Genomic DNA, 25,126 nt, shown 5'->3' on the forward strand with positions numbered 1-25,126 from the left:
TCCCCACTCTTTCTGGAGCCGCATCATGAAACGCACCCTCGTACTTGGCTTTGCCCTCTCCGTACTTGCTGCCAATGCCGCTTTCGCCGGCTCCCAGCAGGAATCCCCTGTGATCAATGCCAGCCAGACCCAGATCCTGGTTCAGGACGGCGCCGAACGCAGCCTGGGTCAGCAGCAGAAACAACTCGACGCGGCCAAGGCCCGTATCGCCGAAAACGGTTCCAGCCAGTCGGTCGATCGCCTGATCCAGAAAATGAACGTGGCCGAGAATGGCTCCAGCCAGTCCGTTGATCGTCTGCACCAGCAAATGAACGTCGCCGAGAATGGTTCGAGCAAATCGGTTGATCGCCTGCACCGGGAAATGAACGTCGCCGAGAACGGCTCCAGCCAGACTGTTGACCGCCTGCACAAGCAACTGGGCGTCGCGGAAAACGGTTCGAGCAAAACCATCGACCGTCTGCACAGCGAGATGAGCGTTGCCGAGAACGGCTCCAGCAAATCGGTTGATCGCCTGCACCAGGAAATGAATGTCGCCGAGAACGGCTCCAGCCAGACCGTTGACCGCCTGCACAAGCAATTGGGCGTCGCTGAAAACGGTTCGAGCAAAACCATCGACCGCCTGCACGACGAGATGAGCGTTGCTGAAAACGGTTCCGAGCACACCGTCGACCAGTTGCACGGCAACATGGTGGCCGAATCCGGTGGCGACACTGTCTTCAACGCCCACCTGAAGGCGTAACGCTCCAGGCAGTACACCGCAAGGTGCGAGAAAAGCCCGGCCTCGCCGGGCTTTCTTATCGATCCAGCCCCGCGACAACCCACCTTCGATTAAAGGCCAGTCGTGTTTTGTAACGGCGTCTTGCCTGAAACCAACTGAAACACGCCCTTCAATGCCGCCCTAGAGCGGTTTTCGTCGTTCCATCATTGACGGCGATAGTAGAAATTAGCCGGCTAAATCATCGACATCACTGATGCTCTGTATTACCAGGCATCGTTTTTAAATCGATTTATCCGAAGGGAAAATAACCCCGTAGCCAGAACATACCGCCCCCCTTCGGAGCCTGTGAACATGAAAACCAAGATCGCCCTCAGCCTTGCACTCACTTCCCTGATGTCCGCCAGCGCCGTCTTCGCCGCCCCGGCCATCCTCAACAACGGCCCCCGCAGCACCGAGCAACTGCAGCAGCAGAGTGCGGAAGCCCGTGTTGCCGACAACGGCTCCGATCGCACCATCGACCGCCTGCACAAGCAGATGAACGATGCCCGCGTTGCCGACAACGGCTCCGAGCGCACCATCGATCGCCTGCACAAGCAGATGAACGACGCCCGGGTCGCCGACAACGGCTCCGAGCGCACCATCGACCGCCTGCACAAGCAGATGGATGGCGCCCGCGTAGCCGAGAACGGCTCCGAGCACACCATCGACAAACTGCACAGCAACATGGTCGCCGAATCCGGTGGTGACACTGTGTTCGATGCCCATCTGAAGCGTGTTTCCTGATCGGCGTGAACTACGCCGAACAGGCGAAAGAAAAGCCCGGCATCTGCCGGGCTTTCTCATTTCCGCGCTAGCGACACAGGATCAGTGCTTCGTCTCGCCCGCATCCGGCTCGCCATCGGAGCGGCCAATGGTCGCTGGCGCTTCCACCACCAGTTCTTCCGGCACCTCATCGACGCGCGGGTCCAGCGCGGCGGCCATCGGGCTGACGGTATCCGGCATGGCGACGTGGTGCAGCGGCGCTTCATCGACGCGGTGCACACCAGTGACGCGCTTGGGCTGCACCCAGAAGATCAGGATCAGCGCATAAGCCGAGACCAGCATGTAGAACATGCCCGGACCGAAGTGGCGCATCATCGCGCCGGCGAACAGCGGGCCGATGCAGGCGCCGACGCCGTAGGTCGTCAGCAGCATCGCCGACAGCGCCACCCGGCGGGATTGCTCGACATGGTCGTTGCCCAAGGCCACGGCCAACGGATAGAGGGTGAACAGCAGCATGCCGGTGACGAAACCGTTCACCAGCAGCAGCGTATAGGGCAGCTCGATCAGCCCCCACATCGGCACCGCCGCCAGGCACAGCAGCAAGGCGTTGGCGCGGATCAGCCAGCTGCGGTTGACCCGGTCCGACAGCCAGCCCAGCGGCCATTGCGCGCAGAAGCCGGCGACGATGCACATGCCAACGAAGAAGCTCGACTGCGCGGTGTCCAGGCCATTGCGCGCCGCATACACCGGCGCCAGGCCGTAGAACGCGCCGACCATCAGGCCGGCGACGAAGATGGTGCCCAGCGACTGCGGCACGCGCTTCCAGAAGAAACCGATCTCCAGCGGCGCCGACACCAGCTTGGCCGGGTGGACGCGGCGGGTCAGCGCCAGCGGAATCAGACAGGACGAGAAGCACATGGCGACCAGCAGCAGCGGCTTGTAATCCAGCGCCGGGCTCAGCGCGAGCAGGCCCTGGCCGACGACCAGGCCGGCATCCACCGCCACCATGTAGCCGGCGAACACCTTGCCGCGCTGGTGCCCTTCGGCCTGCTCATTGAGCCAGCTCTCGATCACCATGTACTGGTTCATCATCACCGCGCCCATGACGAAACGCAGGACGATCCAGACCTCCAGCTGCGAGACCAACGCGTGGATCAGCACGATCACCGTCGCCATCCCCGCGCAGGCCACGTAGGAACGGATGTGGCCGAAACCGGCGATCAGCTTGTGGCCGAACTTGCCGCCGCAGACCAGGCCGAAGTAGTACGCCGCCATCAGGCCACCGACCCAGAGGTCGCTGACGCCTTCCTGGGTCAGGCGCAGGCCCATGTAGGTGGTGAATAGCCCGGAGCCGGCGAGCATCAGCAGCGTGGCGGTATAGAGCGCGGGGAACGTGACGAGCGGGCTGAACATGGCGAGTCCGGCAGGCAGAGGAGGAAGGTGGGGGTTACGGCAAGGTTAGCCGTCCGCACATCGGACAGCGGTCGCGCGGCAAAGATCACATGGTTTGCGGCCGGTGCGCATTATGGCTGGCGGCCAGCGCGCCGGCTATCGGACCAATGCCCGCGCGAATGCCTGAAACCATCCCTGTGGACGCACGTCCAACACAGTACGTACCCGGAGAATCGCCATGCCGCTCCAGGACCTGAAACCCTTTCTGCTCTGCTCCACGCTGATCAACTACGCCATCCTGCTGGTCTGGTTCGCCGCCTTCACCTTCGCCCACGACGTCGTCTACCGCCTGCATCGCCGCTGGTTCGATCTGCCGGTTGAGACATTCGATGCGATTCATTACGGCGGCATGGCGGCCTACAAGATTGGCGTCCTGCTGCTCAACCTCGCGCCGCTGCTGGCGCTGTGCATGCTTTCCTGAATCGCTGCGCCACCGGTGCGACATCATGACCGCCGATCGGAAAGCAACTTATTGAAATTTATTGGAAATACTTCGGTCGTAGGGTGCACGCAGTTTTCAGGAGAACTCACCGTGCACCACGCAACCCGCAGCCTGCGAAAGACTCTTGACGCCGTCGCCGCCAACAACGAGGCCACGGCCCTGGAAGTCATGCGGGCCGTCGAACAGGTTCAGGATGACCTGCTCCGACAGAAGCTGCTCAAGTCCATCCACCATCTCAACCAGGACGCCGCCGACCTGCGCGCCCTGCGTGAAGAGGTTGCCTCGCCGTTGACCCGCCGCGCCTGATTCGGCTCAGGCGATCGCCGGCTGCGTCGGCCGGCGATGGACCCAGATGCGCTTGAGCACCGTGGCGAACTGAGCCGACAGGCGGCCGCTGTTGTAGGTCTGGCCGTAGCGCGCGGCAATCGCCTGCACGTCCTTCGACAGCTGCGCATAGCGGCGCGCCGGCAGGTCCGGATAGAGGTGGTGCTCGATCTGGTGACTGAGGTTGCCGGTGAGGATGTGGAACAGCGGACCACCTTCCAGGTTGCTCGACCCACGCAGCTGGCGCAGGTACCAGTGGCCGCGCGTTTCGCCTTGCAGCACTTCGGGCGGGAAGACTGCCGCCTTCTCGGTGAAGTGGCCGCAGAAGATCACGGTGAAGGTCCACAGGTTGCGCATCAGGTTGGCGATGACGTTGCCCAGCAGCACGGCAGCGAACGAGCCGGTGAACAGGCCGAGCAACGGAAACACGACGTAATCCTTCACCCACTGGCGCCCGACCTTGGCATTGAACTGGCGCAGCAGCGGACGCAGCTCTTCCTTGCTCATCCGGCCCTTCACGTACTTGTCCAGGCGCAGATGCTGGATCGCCACGGCGTACTGGAACAGCAGCGCCTGGATCGTCACCCACAGCGGCTGCCAGCGGTAGAACGGCTTCCACTTCTGCTCGGGGAACAGCCGCACCACGCCGTAGCCCACGTCGTCGTCCATACCCAGCACGTTGGTGTAGGTGTGGTGCACGTGGTTGTGCGTGTGCCGCCAGAAGTCCGACGGGCCGACGATGTCCCACTCGTAGTTCTGCCCGGAAAACTCCGGATCGTTCATCCAGTCGTACTGGCCATGCATGACGTTATGGCCGAGTTCCATGTTCTCCAGAATCTTGCCCAGGCCGAGCAGGAAGGTGCCCAGCAGCCAGGTCGGCGGGAACCAGCCGGCCATCAGCAGCACCCGACCGCTCCAGCAGCAGAAGCGCACCGCCGCACGGATACGGCGGATGTAGCGGGCGTCTTGTTCGCCCAGGTCGTGCAGGGTGCGCTGGCGCAGGCCGTCCAGTTCGGCACCGAAGGCCGCCAGCTCGGCGGCGCTGAGGTCGCGATCTTCGCGCATGGACATTCTCCTGATGATCAGAGATCGACGGTCAGGTCGCCCTGGGGCGCGCTGACACAGATGCGGATGGGCTGCCCCGGTTCGCTGAACAGCTCGCCGCTGCGCAGGTCGCGCACGCAGCCGCTGACCAGCGTGCAGGTACAACGGGTACACACGCCCTGCCGGCAACCGTGCACCGGGCGCAGGCCGTGGGATTCAGCCTGCTCCAGCAGGCTGCGGCGGCTGTCGCCGGCCACCTGCAGCGCACTGCGGGCGAAGCGCAGGCTGACCGCTTTTGTTGGCTCGCCGTCGTCCCTGGCGGGCGGGCTGAAGCTTTCCACCTGCAGGCTGCGACTGCTCGATTCGAGCACCTGGCGCACCGTTTCGACGAAGCCGCCGGGGCCGCAGGCCAGCACATGGCGAGCGGCCAGGCCGGCCACGTGATCACGCTGGAAGCGCCCGGACAGCTCGCCGTCCAGCGCAGCATCGCCACTCAGCGCCCAGCGCAGTTCGAGATTGGGGTATTGCCGCGCCAGCGCTTCCAGCCCGACGACGAAAGCCTTCTGGCCGCGCTCGCGGACATAGTGCAGCAGCGTCACCGGGCCGCCGTAGCCACGGGCGAGCGCCTCGCGCAACAGGCCGAGCAAGGGCGTCAGGCCACTGCCCGCAGCCAGCAGCAACACGCCCTGATCGTCAGCCGGCCAGGCCAGGTCGCCGTCTGGCTGGCCCAGTTCCAGCACGTCACCGACACACAGCTGCTGCAGCAGGAAGGACGAGATCCGCCCACCCGGTTGCAGCTTCACGGCGAATTCCAGGCAGCCGTCCGCGGCAACGCGGGTCAGGCTGTAGCTGCGACTGTGGCGCACACCGTCGCGCTCGACGAACAGCTGCAGGTGCTGGCCGGCGCGCGCACCACGCCAGTGGGCATTGGGGCGCAGGCGCAGTTCGAGCATGTCGTCCGCCACCCATTGCCGTGCCTCGACCCGCGCGAACACGCGTCGTAGCGACCAGCCACGGTTGCAGGCGCGCAACACGGCATCGACGTCCGACTCGCGCAGCCACTGGCCACGCACCAGGGCACGCAGCGGTGACAGCAACGGCGAGATGAAGCGCAGGCCGGCGAAAGGAAGCAGGGACATGGATAAATACCAAACAGTAAACACGTGTTCACTTAAAATCTCATGAGCAGGAGATTTCAGTCAACACTCGTTCACTATTCACTTCAGGAACTTCCCCTGCGCCGACCGGCATTTGCTAGAGTGCCTGCGCCTTCGCCTTGGATAGCCCAGTCGTATGTCCACTCCCCGCGCCGAACAGAAACAACAGACCCGCCTGGCCTTGATGGATGCCGCGCGCAGCCTGATGGACAGCGGCCGCGGCTTCGGCACTCTGAGCCTGCGGGAAGTGGCGAAGACAGCGGGAATCGTGCCGGCGGGCTTCTATCGGCACTTCACCGACATGGACCAGCTCGGCCTCGCCCTGGTTGCCGATGTCGACGAGACCTTCCGCGAAACCCTCCGCGTGGTGCGCCGCAACGAGTTCGAGCTGGGCGGCGTGATCGAGGCCTCGGTCCGCATCTTCCTCGACGCCGTCACCGCCAATCGCACCCAGTTCCTCTTCCTCGCCCGCGAGCAGTACGGCGGTTCACACCCGATCCGCCAGGCCGTGGGCGCTCTGCGCCAGCGCATCACCGACGATCTGGCCGCCGACCTTGCGCTGCTCAACAAGCTGCCGCACCTCACCGCCCAGGACATCGACGTGATCGCCGACCTCGTGGTGAAGACGGTGTTCGCGACCCTGCCCGAACTGATCGACCCGCCCGCCGACAGCCTGCCGACGCACCTGTCGCCCCAGGCCAAGATCACCCAGCAGCTGCGCTTCATCATGATCGGCGCCAAGCACTGGACGGGAATCGGCTCGCGCCCCTGAGCCGCTCGCACGCGCTCGCCCATTACCTGTAGGAGCGAGCTTGCTCGCGAACCAGCTCCGCCGCGGACGCTGTTCGCGAGCAATAACGTCGGCGCCCCCTCGCTCCTACGAAAGCACTTACGCCCCGCCTTGGTGCGCACCGTTTTCGTGCGCACCATCCTTGCGCGCACGCACCATTCCTGATCGCGCGGACAAGCGCTACAGCCCGCGTCAGCGCTGACGCGGGCCCGCACTGGCAAGCCCCTTGCTGTAGCACCGCCATTGCGACTGCCGGACACTGCCATGCTGGTCATCCATCAACGAATCGAACCCCGCGAGCACTGGGACGCCGAGCTGCGCCTGAACTACGAGGCGCGCAGCAAGAGCCGCCTGCGCTGCTTCACCCGCACCGGTGAAGACGTCGGCCTGTTCCTCGAACGCGGCCAGTCGCCGCTGACCGATGGCGAATGCCTGCTGGCCAACGACGGCCGCGTGGTGCGCGTCTGCGCGGCGCCGGAAAAGTTGCTCCACGTCACCTGCGCCAACGCCCGCGAGCTGAACCGCGCGGCGTATCACCTGGGTAACCGCCATGTCGCCCTGCAGGTGGGCGACGGCTGGCTGCGCCTGCTCGACGACTATGTGCTCAAGGCCATGCTCGACCAGCTCGGCGCCACGGTAGAGGCCATCGAAGCGCCCTTCCAGCCGGAACATGGCGCCTACGGCGGCGGCCACCACCACTCGCACCACGGCGAGGAACAGTTCAACTACGCGCCGAAGCTGCATCAGTTCGGAGTACGCCGGTGAACACACTCTGGGCGCTGTTGCGCCTGGCCAGCCCACAGCTGCCCATCGGCGGCTACAGCTACTCCCAGGGCTTGGAGAGCGCCATCGACCAGGGCCAGGTGAAGGACGCCGACGGCGCTCGCACCTGGCTTGCCGATCAGTTGCACCTGAACCTTGCGCGCTTCGAGGGCCCGCTGCTGGCCCAGCTGCTACGCGCTGCGCACACAGCGGACTGGGACACCCTGCGCGACGCCGCCGAGCGCCATCGCGCCAGCCGCGAGACTCGCGAGCTGGGCCTGGAGAACCGGCAAATGGGCTTCTCCCTCGGCCAGTTGCTCGAAGCGCTGCCCGAGCTGGACGAACCCGCCCGCGCCTGGCTCGCCGAGCAAGCCGAGCCCTCCTTCGCCGCCGCCTGGGCGCTGGCCGCCCGTGCCTGGGGGCTCTCCCCCGAGCAGGCTCTCGGCGCCTGGCTGTGGAGCTGGCTGGAGAACCAGTTGGCGGTGCTGATGAAGGCCCTGCCGCTGGGCCAGTTGGCCGCGCAGAAGCTCACCTCGCACTTGCTTCCCGACCTCGACGCCGCCTGCCGGGCCGCGCTGCAGAACGATCCCCGCGGCGGCGCGCCCTTCGGGCTCGCGCTGGCCTGCATGGCCCATGAAACCCAATACAGCCGTCTGTTCCGCTCCTAGGAGAACTGCCATGAACTCTCAACCTCTTCGCGTCGGCATCGGCGGCCCGGTGGGCTCCGGCAAGACCGCACTGACCCTGGCGCTGTGCCGCGCCCTGCGTCAGCGCTACAACATCGCCGTGGTCACCAACGACATCTACACCCAGGAGGACGCGCAGTTCCTGGTGCGCAACGAAGCGCTGGAGCCGGAGCGGATCATCGGCGTGGAAACCGGCGGCTGCCCGCACACGGCGATCCGCGAAGACGCCTCGATCAACCTCGAGGCCGTGGACCAGCTCAACCGCCGCTTCCCCGGCCTCGACCTGATCCTGGTGGAGTCCGGCGGCGACAACCTCTCGGCCACCTTCAGCCCCGAGCTGTCGGACCTGACCCTGTACGTGATCGACGTGTCCGCCGGCGACAAGATCCCGCGCAAGGGCGGGCCGGGCATCTGCAAGTCCGACCTGCTGGTGATCAACAAGATCGACCTCGCCCCGCTGGTGGGCGCCTCACTGGACGTCATGGACCAGGACGCCTCGCGCATGCGCGGCGACAAGCCCTTCGTCTTCAGCAACCAGAAGACCGGCCAGGGCCTGGCCGAGATCATCACCTTCATCGAGCGCCAGGGCCTGCTGACGGCGGCCTGACGCCTTCTTCGCGGCCGCGGATGCCGGCCGCCCATGACAAGAACCAGGGAGTTTTCCATGCCGCTACGCAAAGCCTTCTACAGCCTGGCGCTGTTCCTCACCCCCGCCGTGGCCTTCGCCCATCCGGGCCACGGCGACCACGGCCTGATCGCCGGCATCGCCCACCCGGTCACCGGTCTCGACCACCTGCTGGCGATGCTCGCCGTCGGCCTCTGGGCCGCACAGCAGAAGGGCGCGGCGAGGCTGGCGCTGCCGTGCACCTTCGTCGTGACCATGCTGATCGGCGGACTACTGGGCTTCGAGGGACTGGAGATGCCGTTCATGGAGACCGGCATCGCCGCCTCCGTGCTGGCGCTGGGCCTGTGCGTCGCGCTGGCGGTGCGTCCACCGCTGTTCCTGGCGATCGGTGCGACTGCCCTGTTCGCCTTCGCCCATGGCGTAGCCCACGGACTGGAGCTGCCGGACCTGAGCAGTCCGTGGCTGTATGCCGCCGGCTTCGTCGGCGCGACGGCATCATTGCATGCAGCGGGTTACGGGATCGTTCGCGCGCTGCCGCAGGCGGCTGCACCGCTGGTGCGCTTCGCCGGTGTGGCGTCGGCGGGTGCCGGCGCCTGGCTGCTCGCCGGCTGAGGCTCCTGCCTGAAACTCTGCGCGGACCCTGCCCCTCTCCCTGAAGGAAGAGGGCGCTATCCGAGCCGGCTGACGCCATGTTTCAAGCTGCACCGAAGGGTCCCTCTCCCTTCGGAGCGGGGCGCGCAGCCAGGGTTAGGGGGAGAACGGACGTTACCCTTTGCGATGCACCGCAAACCCCGCCCATGCCTGGCTCACCGGCATGATCTCCAGGGTGTTGATGTTGATGTGCGGCGGCTGGTTCATGATCCAGTGAATGGTCTCGGCGATGTCCGCGGACTGGATCGGCTCGGCACCCGCATAGGTCTTTTCGTACTTCGCCTGGTCGCCGCCGAAGCGCACCAGGGAGAACTCGCTCTCGCACATGCCCGGCTCGAGGTTGGTGACACGCACGCCGGTACCCTGCAGGTCGCAGCGCAGGTTCAGCGAGAACTGCTCGACGAAGGCCTTGGTCGCGCCGTACACATGACCGCCCGGATAGGGCCAGTGGCCGGCCACCGACCCCAGGTTGAGAATGCTCGCGCCCGGACCGTGGGCGATCAGACGAGGCAGCAGCAGGCGGGTGGCGTACATCAGGCCCTTGATGTTGGTGTCGACCATGGTGTCCCAGTCATCCAGCTCGCACTCCTGCGCCGGGTCGGTGCCGAGAGCGAGGCCGGCGTTGTTGATCAGGCCACGCAGCTTGGCGAACTTTTCCGGCAGGCTGTCCACGGCAGCAGTCATCGCCGCGCGGTCGCGCACGTCGAGCACCAGCGGCAGCACCTCGGTCTCGGCGGAAAGCTCCTGGGCCAGCGCGTTCAGGCGCCCCTCGCGGCGGCCCGTGATCACCAGCGACCAGCCATCACGGGCGAAACGCCGCGCACAGGCTTCGCCGAAGCCGGATGTGGCACCGGTAATGAACAGAGTGGGAGTGGTCATCACTGAAATCCTCTTTCTACGTGCGTGGTGCTGGGCGCCGCCTCGCCGGTGCAGGCCGGAGATTCGTGCCGAGCGCGTTCTTGTCGGTCAGCCGAGCATAACAGCCCGCACCTGCCGCATTGCGTTACAGCCGCACTGGATAAAACCCGAACAGCCGTCTGAAAGCCCCATGGCTACGGGCCTGCCGCGCGTTGCGCCCACCTTTTCCACAGGCTGCTCCACGGATTCTGTGGGCAAGCGGAATGCCGCTTTTCCCCTGGACGATTTTCGAGCGCCCCGCCGCATGCCCCGCCGCCGCTGCGCTGGAGAAGTTCTTCCCAAGGTTATCCACAGGTCTTTCAACGGCTGACGGGGACAACTATCGGAGGCGCGGAACTTTTCCGCGAAGCCGTACCTGTCCATCCATACAGGGGTTGCAAGAAGATCGAGCAGAAATCGACCGCCTCGGGCGGCACCTGCTGCCATGGGGCCTGGCGAGGTTCTCCCAGACGTTATCCACAGGCTCGCCCACAGATTCCCTGGATTAATTCACGGAAAGCAGCAGGCGCGCGGCGATCAGGTCTTCCAGTGCATAACCGACGGATTTGAACAGGGTGATCTCGCTGTCGTCCTGACGTGCGCCACGACCGTGAAGGAGGTCAGCCAACTGGCAGTCGATAGCCGTCTCATCGATCACGCCTTCGCCCATCGGGATCAGCAGGTCGCCCGCCTCTTCCAGCGCGCCTTCGCGGGTATCGACCACGATGCGAGCACGGCGCACCGCTTCGCTGTCGGTCTCGCGCATGGACGGCAAAAAGGCGCCGACCAGGTCGAGGTGGCAGCCCGAGCGCAGCCAGGCACCGTGGACGATGGGCTCGCGGGAGGTGGTGACGCAACTGATGCAGTCCGCCGCCGCGACGCCACCGCGCAGATCGGCGCAGGCGTGGACGGGATAGCCTTCGTCCTGCAGTTGCTTCACCAGCGCATTCACCTTGTCTTCCTGGCGTCCCCAGAGGGCAATGTCCTCGTACGCGCGCACCGAGCAGTGGGCGCGGACCATGTGCGGTGCCAGGGTGCCGCTGCCGACCACCAGCAGCCGCCGCGCATCGCGGCGCACCAGGTAATCGGCGGCCAGCGCGGAGGTGCAGGCGGTGCGCCGGGCAGTCATTTCCGAGGCTTCGAGCATCGCCAGCGGGCGGCCGGTTTCGCCGTCGAACAGGCAGAACAGTGCGGCCACTGCCGGCAGGTTCTTCTCACCGTTGCCGGGGAACACGGTGACCAGCTTTACGCCGATGTCCTGCCCAGGCCGCCATACCGGCATGGTCAGCAGCGAAGCGTTGCCGGGCAGTTCATGACAGCCCCGCACGGGCGCCTGGCAGTCGCCAGCCAGGCCGATGCGCAGGGCTTCGATCAGTTGGGGATAACCCAGGCGTTCGGCGACGTCGGCGTTGGTGAGGAATTTAAGGTCGTGCATGGAGACCTCGTACGCAGATTGAAAGCCCCTCTCCCCCGCCCTCTCCCTGAAGGGAGAGGGAGCCGTCCGGCGTTTTCGGCTAGCACGGAAGCTCGCCTGACACTGAACAGTCCCCTCTCCCTTCAGGGAGAGGGTTAGGGAGAGGGCGGGAGGCGAACAGAACAAGCCCCGCTGCGGAGATGTTCGCGAGCAAGGACTAGGCGTCCCCCTCGGTCCTACGAAGAGCACAAGGTGTCAGTGCCCGCCCAGATACGCGTTGCGAACCTCCTGGTTACCCAGCAGCTCGGCGCCGGTGCCACTCAGGCGAATCTCGCCGTTGACCATCACGTAACCACGGTCGGAGAGCTTCAGTGCGTGGTTGGCGTTCTGCTCGACGAGGAACAGCGTCATCCCGCTCTTTGCCAGCTCGCGCAGGGTCTGGAAGATCTGCTTGACCACGATGGGCGCCAGGCCCAGCGAGGGCTCGTCGAGCAGCAGCAGCTTGGGCCGGCTCATCAGCGCACGGGCGATGGCAAGCATCTGCTGCTCGCCGCCGGACATGGTCATGGCGCGCTGGTTGCGCCGTTCCTTCAGCCGCGGGAAGAGGTCGAACATGCGCTGCATGTCTTCCTGAGCATGCTCCATGCCGACGGGGATGGTGCCCATCAGCAGGTTCTCCTCCACCGTCATGTCGGGGAACACGCGACGTCCTTCCGGCGACTGTGCGATGCCGTTGGAGGCCACGTAGTGCGCGGACTTGTGGCGGATGTCCTGGCCCTTGTAGAGGATCGCGCCGCTGGCCGCGCGCGGCTGGCCGAAGATCGACATCAGCAGCGTCGACTTGCCCGCGCCATTGGCGCCGATCAGCGCCACGGTCTCCCCTTCGTTGACAGTCAGCGAGACTTTCTTCAGCGCCTGGATCGGCCCGTAGAACACATCGACCTCACGGAATTCCAACATCGGCGCCGTCATGCCAGCTCCTCTTCGTCTGCGCCGAGATAGGCGGCGATCACTTTCTCGTTGTGGCGGATCTCGTCCGGTGCGCCACGGGCGATGACCACGCCGTGGTCGAGGACGATGATGTGGTCGGAGATGTTCATCACCATGCCCATGTCGTGCTCGATCAGCAGGACGGTGATGCCGTGGTGGTCGCGCAGGTAGCGCACGATGCGTGCCAGCGCCTGGGTTTCGGCCGGGTTGAGGCCGGCGGCGGGTTCGTCGAGGCAGATCAGCTCGGGCCGCGTGCACATGGCGCGGGCGATTTCCAGGCGGCGCTGTTGCCCGTAGGACATCTCGCCTGCCAGGCGGTTGGCGCAGTCCACCAGGTCGACGACTTCCAGCCAGTAGAAGGCGTGGTCCAGCGCCTCGCTTTCCGCACGGCGGTAGCCGGGAGTGTTGAGCACGCCGGCGATGAGGTTGCGGTTGACGAACATGTGCTGGGCCACCAGCAGGTTCTCCACCACCGACATCTCGCGGAACAGCCGGATATTCTGGAAGGTGCGCGCAAGACCGGCGCGGTTCACCAGGTGGGTGCCGCCGAACATCTTGTAGTAGAGGCGGTTGCCGAACTGCGCCGGGTTGACGAAGTCGCCGCCCTGGAACGGCTGGCCGAGCACCTTGATGACGTCGGTGGTGCCGCCCTGGGTGTTGAGCAGGATGTTGCCGCCGGTGGCCTTGTAGAAGCCGGTGAGGCAGTTGAACACCGTGGTCTTGCCGGCGCCGTTGGGGCCGATCAGCGCGGTGATCGAGCCGCGCTCCACGTCGAGGTTGACGTCGTTGAGCGCCTTGATGCCGCCGAAGTGCATCATCAGGTGCTCGACGCTGAGGATCTTGTCACCACTCATGGCGCCACCCCCTTGCGTACGGCGAAGCCCGAGCGGCTGATGCGGATCAGCCCGCGCGGACGCCAGATCATCATCAGCACCATGAGGATGCCGAACAGCAGCACGCGGTAGTCGGCGAAGCTGCGCAGCAGTTCCGGCGCCACGGTGAGGACGAAGGCGGCGATCACCACGCCCACCGTCGAGCCCATGCCGCCCAGCACCACGATGGCGAGGATCAGCGCCGACTCGAAGAAGGTGAAGGACGACGGGTTGACGAAGCCCTGGTAACTGGCGAAGAACACGCCGGCGAGGCCTGCGGTGGAAGCACCGAGCATGAACGCCGAGAGCTTCACCAGCACGTGGTTCAGGCCCATGGCGCGGCAGGCGATCTCGTCCTCGCGCAGCGCTTCCCAGGCGCGACCGACCGGCATGCGGGTCAACCGGTGCTTGATGTAGAGCACCAGCATGACGACCAGGAACAGCACGATGTAGATGAACAGGAACTTGAAGTTCTGGTTGTAATCGATGCCGAGGAACTCGTGGATCGGCGTGCCGCCCTCCTTCGCCCGGCGACCGAACTCGAGGCCGAAGAAGGTCGGCGACGGCACCGGCATGCCGTTCGGGCCGCCGGTGAAGGACAGCCAGTTGTTGAGGATCAGGCGGATGATTTCGCCGAAGCCCAGCGTCACGATGGCCAGGTAGTCACCGTGCATCCGCAACACCGGGAAGCCCAGCAGCGCCCCCGCCAGTGCGGCGACGATGGCCGCCAGCGGCAACACCGTCCAGAAACCCAGCCCCAGGTACTGGTAGCCCAGCGCGAGGCCGTAGGCACCGATGGCGTAGAAGGCCACGTAGCCCAGGTCCAGCAGGCCGGCGAGTCCCACGACGATGTTCAAGCCCAGCCCCAGCAGCACGTAGATCAGCCCGAGGATGATCACGGTGAGCAGGTACTTGCTGGCGAAGAACGGGAAGATCACCGCGGCCACGACGACGATCGGGACGATCCAGCGCAGGCGCGTCTTGTAGCCCGGCGGCAGGACGCTGATGCCCGAGTCGGAACTCTCGAAGCGGTCCATGATGCGCAGGCCGGCCGGTGTCTGCAGGTAGAGGCTGAGCAGCAGGCGGCCGAGCATCACCGCGCCGATCATCCAGGCCAGGCGGATAGGTTCGAGCTTGAAGCTGTAGCCGTCGAGCACCACGCCGACGATCGGGCCGAAGACGATCAGGGCGATCAGCCCTGCGAGCACGGTGTCGACGAGGCTCTTCTTGATATCGATGCGCGCGGTCTTGGGCGCGGCTGAAGTCTGGGTCACGGACGTCATGCTTACACCTTCGATACCTGGGGACGACCCAGGAGCCCTTGCGGTCGGAAGATCAGGATGGTCACCAGCAGGCCGAAGGCGAACACGTCCTTGAAGTCGGTGTTCACCATGCCCGAGAACTGCGCCTCGGCCACGCCCAGGATCAGCCCGCCGAGCATGGCGCCGGGCAGCGAGCCGATGCCGCCGAGTACCGCGGCGGTGAATGCCTTGATGCCGATGATGAAGCCCGCGTAGAAGTCGAAGGTGCCGTAGTTCATGGTGATCAGCACGCCGGCCAGCGCGGCCATGGCGGCGCCGATGACGAACACGTAGGAGATTACCCGGTCAGTGTTGATCCCCAGGATCGAGGCCATCTTGCGATCCTGCTGGGTGGCGCGGCACATGCGCCCGAGCTTGGTGTACTGGATCACGTAGGTCAGCACGGCCATGCCGACGAACGCGGCGATGAGGATGAACACCTTGGTGTAGGTGAGCTGCACGAAGCCTTCGCCGATGTGGAACTTGAAGGCGCCGTCGAGCAGGGTCGGCACGCCTTGCTGGCGCGGGCCCTGGGCCAGCTGTACGTAGTTCTGCAGGATCAGCGACATGCCGATGGCGGAAATCAACGGGGCCAGGCGCGTGGAATTGCGCAGCGGCTTGTAGGCGATGCGCTCGATCACCCAGCCGTAGACGCCGGTGACGAAGATGGTGAAGACCAGGGTGCCGAGTATCAGCAGCGGGAACGACTGCAGGCCGAAAAAGGCGAGCAACGCCAGGGCCACTGCGGAGAGATAGGCGGAGATCATGTACACCTCGCCGTGGGCGAAGTTGATCATGCCGATGATGCCGTAGACCATCGTGTAGCCGATGGCGATCAGGCCGTAGACCGACCCCAGGGTCAGCCCGTTGATCATTTGCTGGAGGAAGATACCGTCCACGATTGAGTACTCGCGCAAGCTGGGCAGGAAAGGCTGACGGCTCGCGCAATGACCGGCTCGTGACCGGCTGTGCGCGTTTCATCGACCTGCGGGAAAGCCGGCGCCGCGGGTAGCGGCGCCGGCCGGTCAGGCGTGGTTCGCGGTTATTTCTTGAACGCGTCGAGCTGGTGGTACTTGCCCTTGTCGTCCCACTCGTAGACCACGTAGTCGGAGACTTTCAGGTCGCCCTTCTTGTCCCATTCCTTCTTGCCCATCACGGTCTGCACCGGATTGGCCTTCAGCCAGGCGCTGGCCTTGGCCGGGTCGGTCTTGCCCGCGCCGTTGAAGGCAGCGGCCAGGGCCTGCACCGAGGAGTAGGCGTAGAGGGTGTAACCCTCGGGCTCGAAGCCGTTGGCGCGGAATTTCTCCACCACAGCCTTGCCGTCCGGGATCAGGCGCGGGTCGGCGCCGAAGGTCATCAGCACACCCTTGACGTACTGCGGGCCGCCAGCGGTGGTGACCAGTTCGTCGGTGACGATGCCGTCGTCGGACATGAACTTGGCGGTCAGGCCCTGCTCACGCATCTGGCGCACCAGCGGGCCGGCTTCCGGGTGCAGGCCGCCGAAGTAGACGACTTCTGCGCCCGAGGCGCGGATCTTGGTGACCAGGGCGTTGAAGTCCTTCTCGCCACGGGTCAGGCCTTCGTACAGCACTTCCTTCACGCCACGCTTGTTCAACTGCGCCTTGGTGGCGTCCGCCAGCCCCTGGCCGTAGGTGTCCTTGTCGTGGATCACCGCGACCTTCTTGGCCTTCAGCACGTCGACGATGTAGTCGCCAGCGACCACGCCCTGCTGGTCGTCGCGACCGCACATGCGGAACATGCCGGAAAGGCCGCGTTCAGTAACCTGCGGGTTGGTGGAACCGGGGGTGATGGCGATGATGCCGGCCTCGTCGTAGACCTCCGAGGCGGGAATGGTGGAGGAGGAGCAGAAGTGGCCGACGACGGCGACCGCCTTGTCCTGATCGACCAGACGGTTGGCCACGGCCACGGCCTGCTTCGGTTCGCAGGCGTCGTCCGCCTTCACCAGCTTGATCTTCTCGCCATTGATACCACCGGCGGCGTTGATGTCCTCCGCGGCCTGGCTAGCCCCACGCCAGTACTGCTCACCGAACGAGGCGTTGGCCCCGGTATGCGGACCTGCGACCCCGATAACAACATCGGCCTGTACTACGGAAGACATGCCCAGCGCGGTGGTTACCGCCAGAGCCAGAAAGCCTTTTCTGAAAATCTTCTGCGACATGGAGTTTTGCTCCTGAGGGTTTTTGTAATGGCGCGTTGTGTTTCTTGTTGGCGATTTCTCGTAGAGCGATTCAGCGACTTAGCGAGCAATCAACAGCAAGCGGCGTGCCATTCGTTTTTGTTATTAACCAAGTCCTACAGCAAAAACAGTCCGAGCTGGCAGACATCGGGTGCTAGACACGTGCAACCCATTGAAAGCCGAAGGTGCAACCAGGCAAGCAGACAGGTGCAACTCACCTCCCCGTGGGCTGACTTTTTCCAGCCACCACAGGCGCAACCCCAACCGTAACCATCGCTGTCACCGAACTGCACATCCGCGGTGCAGACCCGTCGGGGTAACGCACCATAAGAGGCTAGACCAAAGTGCAGCGAGCGTGGGTAGGTCAAACCGGGGCGGCCCTCGCCCCGCCTTGAGCACCGTCAGATCACCACCCGCAGGCATTGCCCGGCGTGGTAGAGGGAGAAGCCGGCTTCGTACAGACAGCTGCGCAGGCCCACCGCGGAGATTTCCTCCATGGGCCTGAGCGGCATCGGCAGGGCACTGGCGTCACCGTCCAGCAGGAAGTCGGCGAAGGCCTTGCCCACCACCGTGCCGGTGGTGACGCCACGGCCGTTGTAGCCGCTCATGGCGACCAGCCCCGGCGCCGGCTCGAACAGGCGCATGAGGTGGTCGGGGGTGAAGTCGATGCAACCGGTCCAGGTGAACTCCCAGTCCACCTTGCCCAGCTTCGGGAAGTAGTGCTGCTGGATGCGGTCTGCCCAGCTTTTCAGGAACCAGGCCGGCTTGCCGGTGCCCTTGCCGAGGCTGCCGAGCAGCAGGCGACCGTCGGCGTCGCGGCGGATGCTACTGAGCACCTGGCGGGTATCCCAGGATCCCTGCCCGCCCGGAAGGATGCGCGCAGCTTCCGCACCTTCCAGCGGGCGCGACGCAACCTGGTAGTAGTAGCCGGGGAAGAAGGTGCGACGCAGTTGGGTCCACTCGCCTTCGGTATAGGCGCTGGACGCGATCACGACCTGCTCGGCAGTCACCACGCCGCCGGCGGTGATCACGTTCCACGCGTTGCCCACGCGCACCAGGCCGACCACCGGGGAATGGTGGTACAGCTCGCCGCCCAGCCCGACGACCGCACGCGCGAGGCCACTGACGTAGGCCATGGGGTTGAGCGTGCCGGCGCGGCGGTCCAGCAGCGCACCGGCGATCTTGTCGGTGCCGCAGGCCTGCTCGCAGTCGGCGCCGGTGAGCAGCTCCACCGGAGCGCCACGGCGGCTCCACTGCTCGCAGCGGCTGCGCAGGTCGGCCAGGCCACGGGCGTTGTGCGCCATGTGCAGCGTGCCTTCGCGGCGCGCCTGGCAATCGATGCCGTAGGTGTCGATCAGGGAGAACACCAGCGACGGTGCGTTGCCGAGCATGCGGTTGACCCGCTGCCCGACCTCCGCGCCCATGCCCGCCTCGATCTCGTCCGGGGGAATCCACAGGCCGGCGTTGACCAGCCCGACGTTGCGCCCCGATCCACCATGCCCGGTGATGTGGGCCTCCAGCACGCAGACCGTCTGGTCCCGCTCCAGCAGATGCAGTGCGGCGGACAGGCCGGTAAAGCCCGCGCCGATGACACACACGTCGACCTTGCGATCCCCGCGCAGCTCCGGAGCTTCCGGGCGGTCGGGAGTCAGGTGTTCCCACAGACACTCTTGGCGAAGCGACATCCAGCGATCCTTCTACGCGAACCTTTGTGAATGACTCAGTACAGCGCCCCTGTGGGCTCGTTTCTGCTGGGAAAACTCGGTGCCTGCGGCTCCCTCTCCCTAACCCTCTCCCTGAAGGGAGAGGGGACCGTTCCGTGCAGGTTGAAACCACAGCGTCAGCCGGCACGGACAGCTCCCTCGCCCTTCAGGGAGAGGGCGGGGGAGAGGGTTACGCCTGACTCCGAAATCCAGCGGAAGAACCCCAAGACGAAGCCTCAATCGAAGACTATGCCCTGCGCCAGCGGCAGTTCCCGCGAGTAGTTCACGGTGTTGGTCTGCCGGCGCATGTAGCCCTTCCAGGCGTCGGAGCCGGATTCGCGGCCGCCGCCGGTTTCCTTCTCACCGCCGAAGGCGCCGCCGATCTCCGCGCCGCTGGGGCCGATGTTGACGTTGGCGATGCCGCAGTCGCTGCCCACCGCCGAGATGAAGGCTTCCGCCTCGCGCAGGTCGGTGGTGAAGATGCACGACGACAGGCCCTGGGGCACGCCATTGTTCAGCGCCACCGCGTCGTTGAAATCCTTGTAGGGCACCACGTAGAGGATCGGCGCGAAGGTCTCGCTGCGCACCACGTCGCTCTGCTCGGGCATCTCGACGATGGCCGGCGACACGTAGTAGGCCTCGGGGAACTGGTCGGCCAGTTGGCGCTCGCCGCCGAACACCACGCCGCCCTCGCCGCGCGCCTGCTCCAGTGCGCCCTGCATGGCCAGGAAGCTGCGCTCGTCGATCAGCGGGCCGACCAGGTTGCCTTCCAGCGGATGGCCAATGCGCACCTTGGCGTAGGCGGTCTTCAGGCGGCTGACGAACTCGTCCTTCACCGATTCGTGGGCGATCAGCCGGCGCAAGGTGGTGCAGCGCTGCCCGGCGGTGCCGACGGCGCTGAACAGCACGGCGCGCACAGCCATGTCGAGGTCGGCGCTGGGCGCCAGGACCATCGCGTTGTTGCCACCCAGTTCGAGAATACTGCGACCGAAGCGGGCCGCCACGCGCGGGCCGACTTCACGGCCCATGCGGGTGCTGCCGGTGGCGCTGACCAGGGCGACGCGCACGTCGTCCACCAGCGCTTCGCCCGCGCTGCGATCACCGATCACCACCTGGCTCAGATGCGCCGGGGCGTCCCCGAACGTGCTCAGCGCGCGCTCGAACAGCGCCTGGCAGGCCAGCGCGGTGAGCGGCGTCTTTTCCGAGGGCTTCCACACCACCGAGTTGCCGCAGACCAGCGCCAGCGCAGTGTTCCAGGACCAGACGGCGACCGGGAAGTTGAAGGCGCTGATGACGCCGACCACGCCCAGCGGATGCCAGGTCTCGCGCATGTGGTGGCCGGGGCGCTCGGAGGCGATGGTCAGGCCGTAGAGCTGGCGCGACAGGCCGACGGCGAAGTCACAGATGTCGATCATCTCCTGCACTTCGCCCAGGCCTTCCTGGGTGATCTTGCCGGCTTCCCACGACACCAGTTCGCCAAGGGCCGCCTTGCTCGCCCGCAGTTCCTCGCCGAACAGGCGCACCAGCTCGCCACGACGCGGCGCCGGCACCTTGCGCCAGGCATCGAAGGCGTGGGCGGCTCGGCCGATCTTCTGCTCCACCTCGGCGGCGCTTTCCAGGCGCACTGCGCCCAGGCGGCTGCCGTCGATGGGAGAGTGGATGACCTGATCGCCACCGGTAACCAGGCGGGCGTCGACGCCGAGGGATTCGAGCAGTGCGGAAATCATGCGGACTCCAGTTCTTTTCAGATGACCTGACGGAATGCCAGCAGTAATAAACGGCTTGCCGAGGCACAACAAACGACGTTTCCTATGCACATCATTCCGTAAATTCATGAACTGCCCGCCATGCTGAGCAAACGCCATCTGCCGTCCATGACCGCCCTGCAATGCTTCGAAGCGGTGGCGCGGCACCTGAGTTTCACCCGCGCCTCCGAAGAGCTGAACCTGACCCAGAGCGCGGTCAGCAAGCAGGTGGCGCAGTTGGAGGAAATGCTCCAGCACCTGCTGTTCCGCCGCGTGCGCCGCCGCCTGCAGCTGACCCCGGCGGGCGACCTGTACCTGGTGGAGGTGCGCAAGATCCTCACGCAGGTGGCGATGTCCACCCACTACCTGCTGTCCTACGGCGGCGAGACCGAGGTGCTGCGCGTCGCGACGCCGCCGACCTTCGGCGCACGCTGGCTGATCCCGCGGCTGAACGGCTGGCGTCACCGCCACCCGAACATCCACCTGGACCTGCGCCAGGAACTGGAGCCCGGCGACCTGCTGCAATCGCGCTGCGACATTGCCTTCTTCTTTGGCGCCGGCACCCTGCCCGGCGCGGAATGCGTGGCGCTGTTCGGCGAGGAGATGGTGCCGGTGTGCTCGCCGACGATCCTCCCGGCGCAGCCACTGACCGACCCGACCCAGCTGGCGGACCTGGTCCTGCTGCAGAACGCCACGCGCCAGGAAGCCTGGCACGAGTGGTTCCTCAGCCTCGGCCAGCACAGCGAGCACAGCTACCACGGGCCGCGCTTCGACACCTTCTACATGTGCATCCGCGCAGCGCAAGCCGGCTGCGGCGTGGCGCTGCTGCCGCGGTTCCTGGTGGAAGAAGAACTGAACGAAGGCAAGCTGGTGATCGCCTGGCAGCACGGCCTGCAGAGCCGCAGTGGCTACTACCTGGCATTCCCCGAGCATGCGGCGGCGGTGCCCAAGGTCAGGGCGTTCGTGGAGTGGATCGGGGAGCGGATGGAGGGCTAGTGCCGGGCGCTCAGACCAACAAACTCCGATCAAACACGAACGCCCCATCCCCCTGCGGCGTAAAGCGCAGCACATGCTGCGGCCGGCCCATCGGCGGCTGGTGACGTTCACCGGTGTCTTCCACCCACCCCGCCGCCTTCATCCGCTCCAGTCGTCCGCGCAGGCTGGAATGCTGGATTTCCTCGCCGATGGACCACTCGAAGGCCTTCAGCGCCTCCGCCACGGTAAAGCGCTCCGGCAACAGGTGCAGCGGCAGCGCGCTGTACACCGACTTGCCCGCGAGCCGCTCGCAGGCCTGCTGCACCAGTTGGGTGTGGTCGAACGGCAGGGCAAAGCGTTCCCCACGCACGGCCTCCAGCGGCACGAAGTCCAGGTCATCGGCCGCCAGCTCGGTATCCGCGGCCACCAGCACCAGATAGAACACGCTCAGCGACCAGCCCCGTGGGTCGCGCACCGCGTTGCCCACGGTCGCCACCTGTTCCATGTACGCCGGCTTCACCCGCGCCTTCTCACGCAGCGCGCGCAGGGCCGCATCGTCCAGGCCATGGTCGGCGCAACGGCCGTTGATCAGCACGCCGGGCAGCGCCCACTGCCCCTCGAACGGCGCCTGGGCGCGGCGGATCAGCAGCAACTCCAGGCCACGCTCGGGATGCAGGCGCAGCGCCACGATATCCACGGTGGCCAGCACTTCAGCGCTATTCATCGATGCTCCTCGAATACGGTCCGGGCTAGAGAGGTCCTGCGACTTATTTCACCATGTACAGAAAGCATCTTCCACCTCAGAGCAATTTTCATCTTTCTGCTTGACGACTTATTTCACGTCGTGAATTATGTAGTCACGACAGATCACCCACGGTCAAGCGGAGGCCTCCATGAACCTGATCGCCAGCTTCGATGTAGACGCCCAGAAAAGCTTCACCCCGCTCTGCCCCAACGAGCTGCCGGTGCCCGGCGGTGACGCCATCGGCGGAGCCCTCAACCTGATGGCCGAGCGTGCCAGCCTGCGCCTGGGCAGCAAGGACGCCCACAGCCCGCAAGCGCCCTGGGTGGTGAGCGAGCCGGCACAGATGCTGCAACCGCTTGCCCTGCCCAATGCCGACCTCACCTGGGTCAGCCACTGCGTGCCAGGCACGCCGGGCTTCGAGCTGCTGGACGAGCTGCCCAGGCCGATGGACTACGACTTCTTCATCTGGAAGGGCGTGGAACCTGACCTGCACCCCTACGGTGCGTGCTACCACGACCTGGCGGAACGGCGCAGCACCGGGGTGATCGAATACCTGCGGCAGAACGCGGTCAGCCATGTGCTGGTGGGCGGCCTGGCGCTGGATTACTGCGTGAAGACCACCGCGCTGCAACTGCGCCGTGCCGGCTTCCAGGTACTGCTGTACCTGCCCGCCTGCCGCGCCATCGCGGAGGACACCGCGAAAGCCGCCTGCAACGAGATGCTCAGTGCCGGGGTGGTCCTCTGCGCCAACGAGAACGAACTGGACGAGGCCCTGTGGGGCATCAGGGAGAATTGATCATGGCCGAGAGCGTATTTGCCGAGAGCATCGTGCAGAACCTGCTGGACACCGACTTCTACAAGCTGACGATGATGCAGGCGGTGCTGCACAACTACCCGAACGCCGAAGTGGAGTGGGAATTCCGCTGCCGCAACACCGAGGACCTGCGCCCGTACCTGGCGGAAATCCGCTACCAGATAGAGCGCCTGGCCGAGCTGGAAACCACGCCCGACCAACTGGCCTTCCTCGAACGCATCCCGTTCATCAAGCCGGACTTCATCCGCTTCCTCAGCCTGTTCCGCTTCAACCTGCGCTACGTGCACACCAGTATCGAGGACGGCCAGTTGGCCATCCGCCTGCGCGGGCCCTGGCTGCACGTGATCCTCTTCGAGGTGCCGCTGCTGGCCATCGTCAGCGAAGTGCGCAACCGCTATCGCTACCGCGAGGTGGTGCTGGAGCAGGTCGGCGAGCAGCTCTACCGCAAGCTCGACTGGCTCGCCGGCAATGCCAGCGAGGAGGAACTCAGGGAATTCCAGGTGGCCGATTTCGGTACCCGCCGGCGCTTCTCCTACCGCACCCAGGAAGAGGTCGTGCACATCCTCAAGCGCGACTTCCCTGGCCGCTTCGTCGGCACCAGCAATGTGCACCTGGCCCGCGAGTTCGAGGTGAAGCCCATCGGCACCATGGCCCATGAATGGTTGATGGCGCACCAGCAACTCGGCCCGCGGCTGATCGACAGCCAGATCGCCGCGCTGGACTGCTGGGTACGCGAATACCGCGGCCAGCTGGGCATTGCGCTGACCGACTGCATTACCATGGACGCCTTCCTGAGCGACTTCGACCTGTACTTCGCCAAGCTCTTCGATGGCCTGCGCCACGACTCGGGCGACCCGCTGGCCTGGGCCGAGAAGGCCATCGCCCACTACCGCCGCCTGGGAATCGACCCGATGACCAAGACCCTGGTGTTCTCCGACGGCCTCGACATGCCCAAGGCGTTGCAGCTCTTCCGCGCATTGCGTGGCAAGATCAACACCAGCTTCGGTATCGGTACCAACCTGACCTGCGACATCCCCGGCGTGGAACCGATGAACATCGTGATCAAGATGACGGCCTGCAACGGCCATCCGGTGGCGAAGATTTCCGATACCCCGGGCAAGACCCAATGCCGCGACGAGAATTTCGTCACTTACCTGCGCCACGTGTTCAAGGTGCCGGAGTAACCCCTTTTCCGCTTTCCACAGGAGCCCCCAGATGAAAGACAGACAGGCCGCCATCGCCAGAGAACTCAACGTGCAGCCGCCCTTCCAGTCCGATGCCGAACTGCAGGCCGAGATCCAGCGGCGCGTACGCTTCATCCAGGACTGCCTGAAGGGTTCGGGGATGAAGACCCTGGTCCTGGGCATCAGCGGTGGCGTCGACTCGCTGACTGCCGGCATGCTCTGCCAGCGCGCCGTGGAAGGCCTGCGCGCCGAGACTGGTAACCAGGACTACCGCTTCCTCGCCGTGCGCCTGCCGTACAACGTGCAGGGCGACGAGCAGGACGCGCAGGACTCGGTGGACGTCATCGCCCCCGACGAACGCCACACCGTGAACATCGGCCCGGCCGTGCAAGCGTTGGCCGCCGAGACCCAGGCGCTGGAAGGCCTGGCTCCGGCCACCCGCGACTTCGCCCTGGGCAACACCAAGGCACGCATCCGCATGGTCGCCCAATACACCATCGCCAACGCCCGCGCCGGCCTGGTGGTCGGCACCGACCACGCCGCGGAAGCGGTGATGGGCTTCTTCACCAAGTTCGGTGACGGCGCCTGCGACCTCGCCCCGCTCACCGGCCTGGTGAAGCACCAGGTGCGCAGCATTGCCCGCAGCCTCGGCGCGCCGGAGCATCTGGTGGAGAAGGTGCCGACCGCCGACCTCGAGGATCTCGCTCCCGGCAAGCCGGACGAGCACGCCCACGGTGTGACCTACAAGGAAATCGACGCCTTCCTGCACGGCCAGGATGTCGGCCAGGAAGCCTTCGACATCATCGTCCGCACCTTCGAGAAGACCCGCCACAAGCGCGCGCTGCCCACCGCGCCGTAAATGACCGGCAGTCGTTG

General features: G+C 65.6%; 26 protein-coding genes. 13 read left to right on the forward strand and 13 right to left on the reverse strand.

Annotated elements, in window-relative coordinates; translation table 11 throughout:
* Positions 1-25: 25 nt before the first annotated feature.
* Together AC1ZV1_RS26725 and AC1ZV1_RS26730 are read left to right on the forward strand one after the other, a co-directional pair.
* Positions 26-739 (forward strand): hypothetical protein, encoded by a 714-nt coding sequence (locus AC1ZV1_RS26725; RefSeq protein WP_484294384.1) that lies wholly within the window; start codon positions 26-28, stop codon positions 737-739.
* A 330-nt stretch (positions 740-1,069) separates the two neighbouring features.
* Entirely contained in the window at positions 1,070-1,501 is a 432-nt protein-coding gene (locus AC1ZV1_RS26730; protein ID WP_484294385.1) for a phage infection protein, read from the forward strand.
* A gap of 81 nt (positions 1,502-1,582) precedes the next feature.
* Here the strand turns inward: AC1ZV1_RS26730 and AC1ZV1_RS26735 are convergent, their stop codons facing one another.
* Positions 1,583-2,893, reverse strand: a complete 1,311-nt coding sequence (locus AC1ZV1_RS26735; protein WP_484294386.1) for an MFS transporter — start codon at positions 2,891-2,893, stop codon at positions 1,583-1,585.
* A 217-nt stretch (positions 2,894-3,110) separates the two neighbouring features.
* Here AC1ZV1_RS26735 and AC1ZV1_RS26740 point away from each other — a divergent pair, with 217 nt between their 5' ends.
* Both AC1ZV1_RS26740 and AC1ZV1_RS26745 read left to right on the forward strand, forming a co-directional pair.
* Positions 3,111-3,353, forward strand: a complete 243-nt coding sequence (locus AC1ZV1_RS26740) for a DUF6868 family protein (RefSeq protein WP_484294387.1) — start codon at positions 3,111-3,113, stop codon at positions 3,351-3,353.
* A gap of 111 nt (positions 3,354-3,464) precedes the next feature.
* Positions 3,465-3,680: a hypothetical protein gene (locus AC1ZV1_RS26745; RefSeq protein WP_484294388.1), complete on the forward strand. Its 216-nt coding sequence runs from the start codon at positions 3,465-3,467 to the stop codon at positions 3,678-3,680.
* Positions 3,681-3,686: 6 nt separating this feature from the next.
* Here AC1ZV1_RS26745 and AC1ZV1_RS26750 read toward each other — a convergent pair whose 3' ends face one another.
* Positions 3,687-4,769: a fatty acid desaturase family protein gene (locus tag AC1ZV1_RS26750; protein ID WP_484294389.1), complete on the reverse strand. Its 1,083-nt coding sequence runs from the start codon at positions 4,767-4,769 to the stop codon at positions 3,687-3,689.
* A gap of 11 nt (positions 4,770-4,780) precedes the next feature.
* Entirely contained in the window at positions 4,781-5,881 is a 1,101-nt protein-coding gene (locus AC1ZV1_RS26755) for a ferredoxin reductase (RefSeq protein ID WP_484294390.1), read from the reverse strand.
* 154 nt (positions 5,882-6,035) lie between these two features.
* On the opposite strand from AC1ZV1_RS26755, the gene AC1ZV1_RS26760 reads away from it, so the two are divergent.
* From AC1ZV1_RS26760 to AC1ZV1_RS26780, 5 genes are all read left to right on the forward strand, one after another.
* A complete protein-coding gene (locus AC1ZV1_RS26760; protein ID WP_484294391.1) occupies positions 6,036-6,671 on the forward strand; it encodes a TetR family transcriptional regulator in 636 nt (211 codons plus the stop codon).
* A gap of 282 nt (positions 6,672-6,953) precedes the next feature.
* A complete protein-coding gene (ureE, locus tag AC1ZV1_RS26765) occupies positions 6,954-7,454 on the forward strand; it encodes an urease accessory protein UreE (protein ID WP_484294392.1) in 501 nt (166 codons plus the stop codon).
* Positions 7,451-8,119: an urease accessory protein UreF gene (locus AC1ZV1_RS26770; RefSeq protein WP_484294393.1), complete on the forward strand. Its 669-nt coding sequence runs from the start codon at positions 7,451-7,453 to the stop codon at positions 8,117-8,119. Before ureE ends, AC1ZV1_RS26770 begins: the two co-directional genes overlap by 4 nt.
* A gap of 10 nt (positions 8,120-8,129) precedes the next feature.
* Positions 8,130-8,744 carry an urease accessory protein UreG gene (gene ureG, locus AC1ZV1_RS26775; protein ID WP_484294394.1) on the forward strand — a complete coding sequence of 205 codons (615 nt, stop codon included), beginning with the start codon at positions 8,130-8,132 and terminating at the stop codon, positions 8,742-8,744.
* Between the two features lie 57 nt (positions 8,745-8,801).
* On the forward strand, positions 8,802-9,374 hold the full coding sequence (locus tag AC1ZV1_RS26780) for a HupE/UreJ family protein (protein ID WP_484294395.1): 573 nt from the start codon (positions 8,802-8,804) through the stop codon (positions 9,372-9,374).
* Positions 9,375-9,527: 153 nt separating this feature from the next.
* On the opposite strand, the gene AC1ZV1_RS26785 is transcribed toward AC1ZV1_RS26780, so the two are convergent.
* The 9 genes from AC1ZV1_RS26785 to amaB form a co-directional block, all read right to left on the reverse strand.
* Positions 9,528-10,292, reverse strand: coding sequence for an SDR family oxidoreductase (locus AC1ZV1_RS26785; protein WP_484294396.1), 765 nt, complete (start codon positions 10,290-10,292; stop codon positions 9,528-9,530).
* Between the two features lie 523 nt (positions 10,293-10,815).
* Positions 10,816-11,745, reverse strand: coding sequence for a bifunctional Delta(1)-pyrroline-2-carboxylate/Delta(1)-piperideine-2-carboxylate reductase (gene lhpI / locus AC1ZV1_RS26790; protein ID WP_484294397.1), 930 nt, complete (start codon positions 11,743-11,745; stop codon positions 10,816-10,818).
* 234 nt (positions 11,746-11,979) lie between these two features.
* Entirely contained in the window at positions 11,980-12,696 is a 717-nt protein-coding gene (locus AC1ZV1_RS26795; RefSeq protein WP_484294398.1) for an ABC transporter ATP-binding protein, read from the reverse strand.
* Entirely contained in the window at positions 12,693-13,568 is an 876-nt protein-coding gene (locus AC1ZV1_RS26800) for an ABC transporter ATP-binding protein (RefSeq protein ID WP_138524199.1), read from the reverse strand. Before AC1ZV1_RS26800 ends, AC1ZV1_RS26795 begins: the two co-directional genes overlap by 4 nt.
* Positions 13,565-14,869 carry a high-affinity branched-chain amino acid ABC transporter permease LivM gene (gene livM, locus AC1ZV1_RS26805; RefSeq protein ID WP_484294399.1) on the reverse strand — a complete coding sequence of 435 codons (1,305 nt, stop codon included), beginning with the start codon at positions 14,867-14,869 and terminating at the stop codon, positions 13,565-13,567. Before livM ends, AC1ZV1_RS26800 begins: the two co-directional genes overlap by 4 nt.
* Positions 14,870-14,871: 2 nt before the next feature.
* On the reverse strand, positions 14,872-15,786 hold the full coding sequence (locus AC1ZV1_RS26810; RefSeq protein ID WP_484294400.1) for an ABC transporter permease subunit: 915 nt from the start codon (positions 15,784-15,786) through the stop codon (positions 14,872-14,874).
* 143 nt (positions 15,787-15,929) lie between these two features.
* Positions 15,930-17,066 (reverse strand): branched-chain amino acid ABC transporter substrate-binding protein, encoded by a 1,137-nt coding sequence (locus tag AC1ZV1_RS26815; RefSeq protein WP_484294401.1) that lies wholly within the window; start codon positions 17,064-17,066, stop codon positions 15,930-15,932.
* A gap of 419 nt (positions 17,067-17,485) precedes the next feature.
* Positions 17,486-18,769: an L-pipecolate oxidase gene (gene amaA / locus AC1ZV1_RS26820; protein ID WP_484294402.1), complete on the reverse strand. Its 1,284-nt coding sequence runs from the start codon at positions 18,767-18,769 to the stop codon at positions 17,486-17,488.
* Between the two features lie 254 nt (positions 18,770-19,023).
* Positions 19,024-20,514: an L-piperidine-6-carboxylate dehydrogenase gene (gene amaB, locus AC1ZV1_RS26825; protein ID WP_484294403.1), complete on the reverse strand. Its 1,491-nt coding sequence runs from the start codon at positions 20,512-20,514 to the stop codon at positions 19,024-19,026.
* 120 nt (positions 20,515-20,634) lie between these two features.
* Here amaB and AC1ZV1_RS26830 point away from each other — a divergent pair, with 120 nt between their 5' ends.
* Positions 20,635-21,528, forward strand: coding sequence for a LysR family transcriptional regulator (locus tag AC1ZV1_RS26830; RefSeq protein ID WP_484294404.1), 894 nt, complete (start codon positions 20,635-20,637; stop codon positions 21,526-21,528).
* Positions 21,529-21,538: 10 nt separating this feature from the next.
* On the opposite strand, the gene AC1ZV1_RS26835 is transcribed toward AC1ZV1_RS26830, so the two are convergent.
* Positions 21,539-22,231, reverse strand: coding sequence for an NrtR DNA-binding winged helix domain-containing protein (locus AC1ZV1_RS26835; protein ID WP_484294405.1), 693 nt, complete (start codon positions 22,229-22,231; stop codon positions 21,539-21,541).
* Positions 22,232-22,400: 169 nt separating this feature from the next.
* Between AC1ZV1_RS26835 and AC1ZV1_RS26840 the strand changes: the two genes are divergently transcribed.
* From AC1ZV1_RS26840 to nadE, 3 genes are read left to right on the forward strand one after another with little or no spacing between them, the layout of a single operon-like run.
* Entirely contained in the window at positions 22,401-23,048 is a 648-nt protein-coding gene (locus tag AC1ZV1_RS26840; protein WP_484294406.1) for a nicotinamidase, read from the forward strand.
* Between the two features lie 2 nt (positions 23,049-23,050).
* Positions 23,051-24,250, forward strand: coding sequence for a nicotinate phosphoribosyltransferase (gene pncB / locus AC1ZV1_RS26845; protein WP_484294407.1), 1,200 nt, complete (start codon positions 23,051-23,053; stop codon positions 24,248-24,250).
* Between the two features lie 31 nt (positions 24,251-24,281).
* Positions 24,282-25,109: an ammonia-dependent NAD(+) synthetase gene (gene nadE / locus AC1ZV1_RS26850; protein WP_484294408.1), complete on the forward strand. Its 828-nt coding sequence runs from the start codon at positions 24,282-24,284 to the stop codon at positions 25,107-25,109.
* Positions 25,110-25,126: the final 17 nt, after the last annotated feature.

Source organism: Pseudomonas sp. BB438, assembly GCF_057180225.1.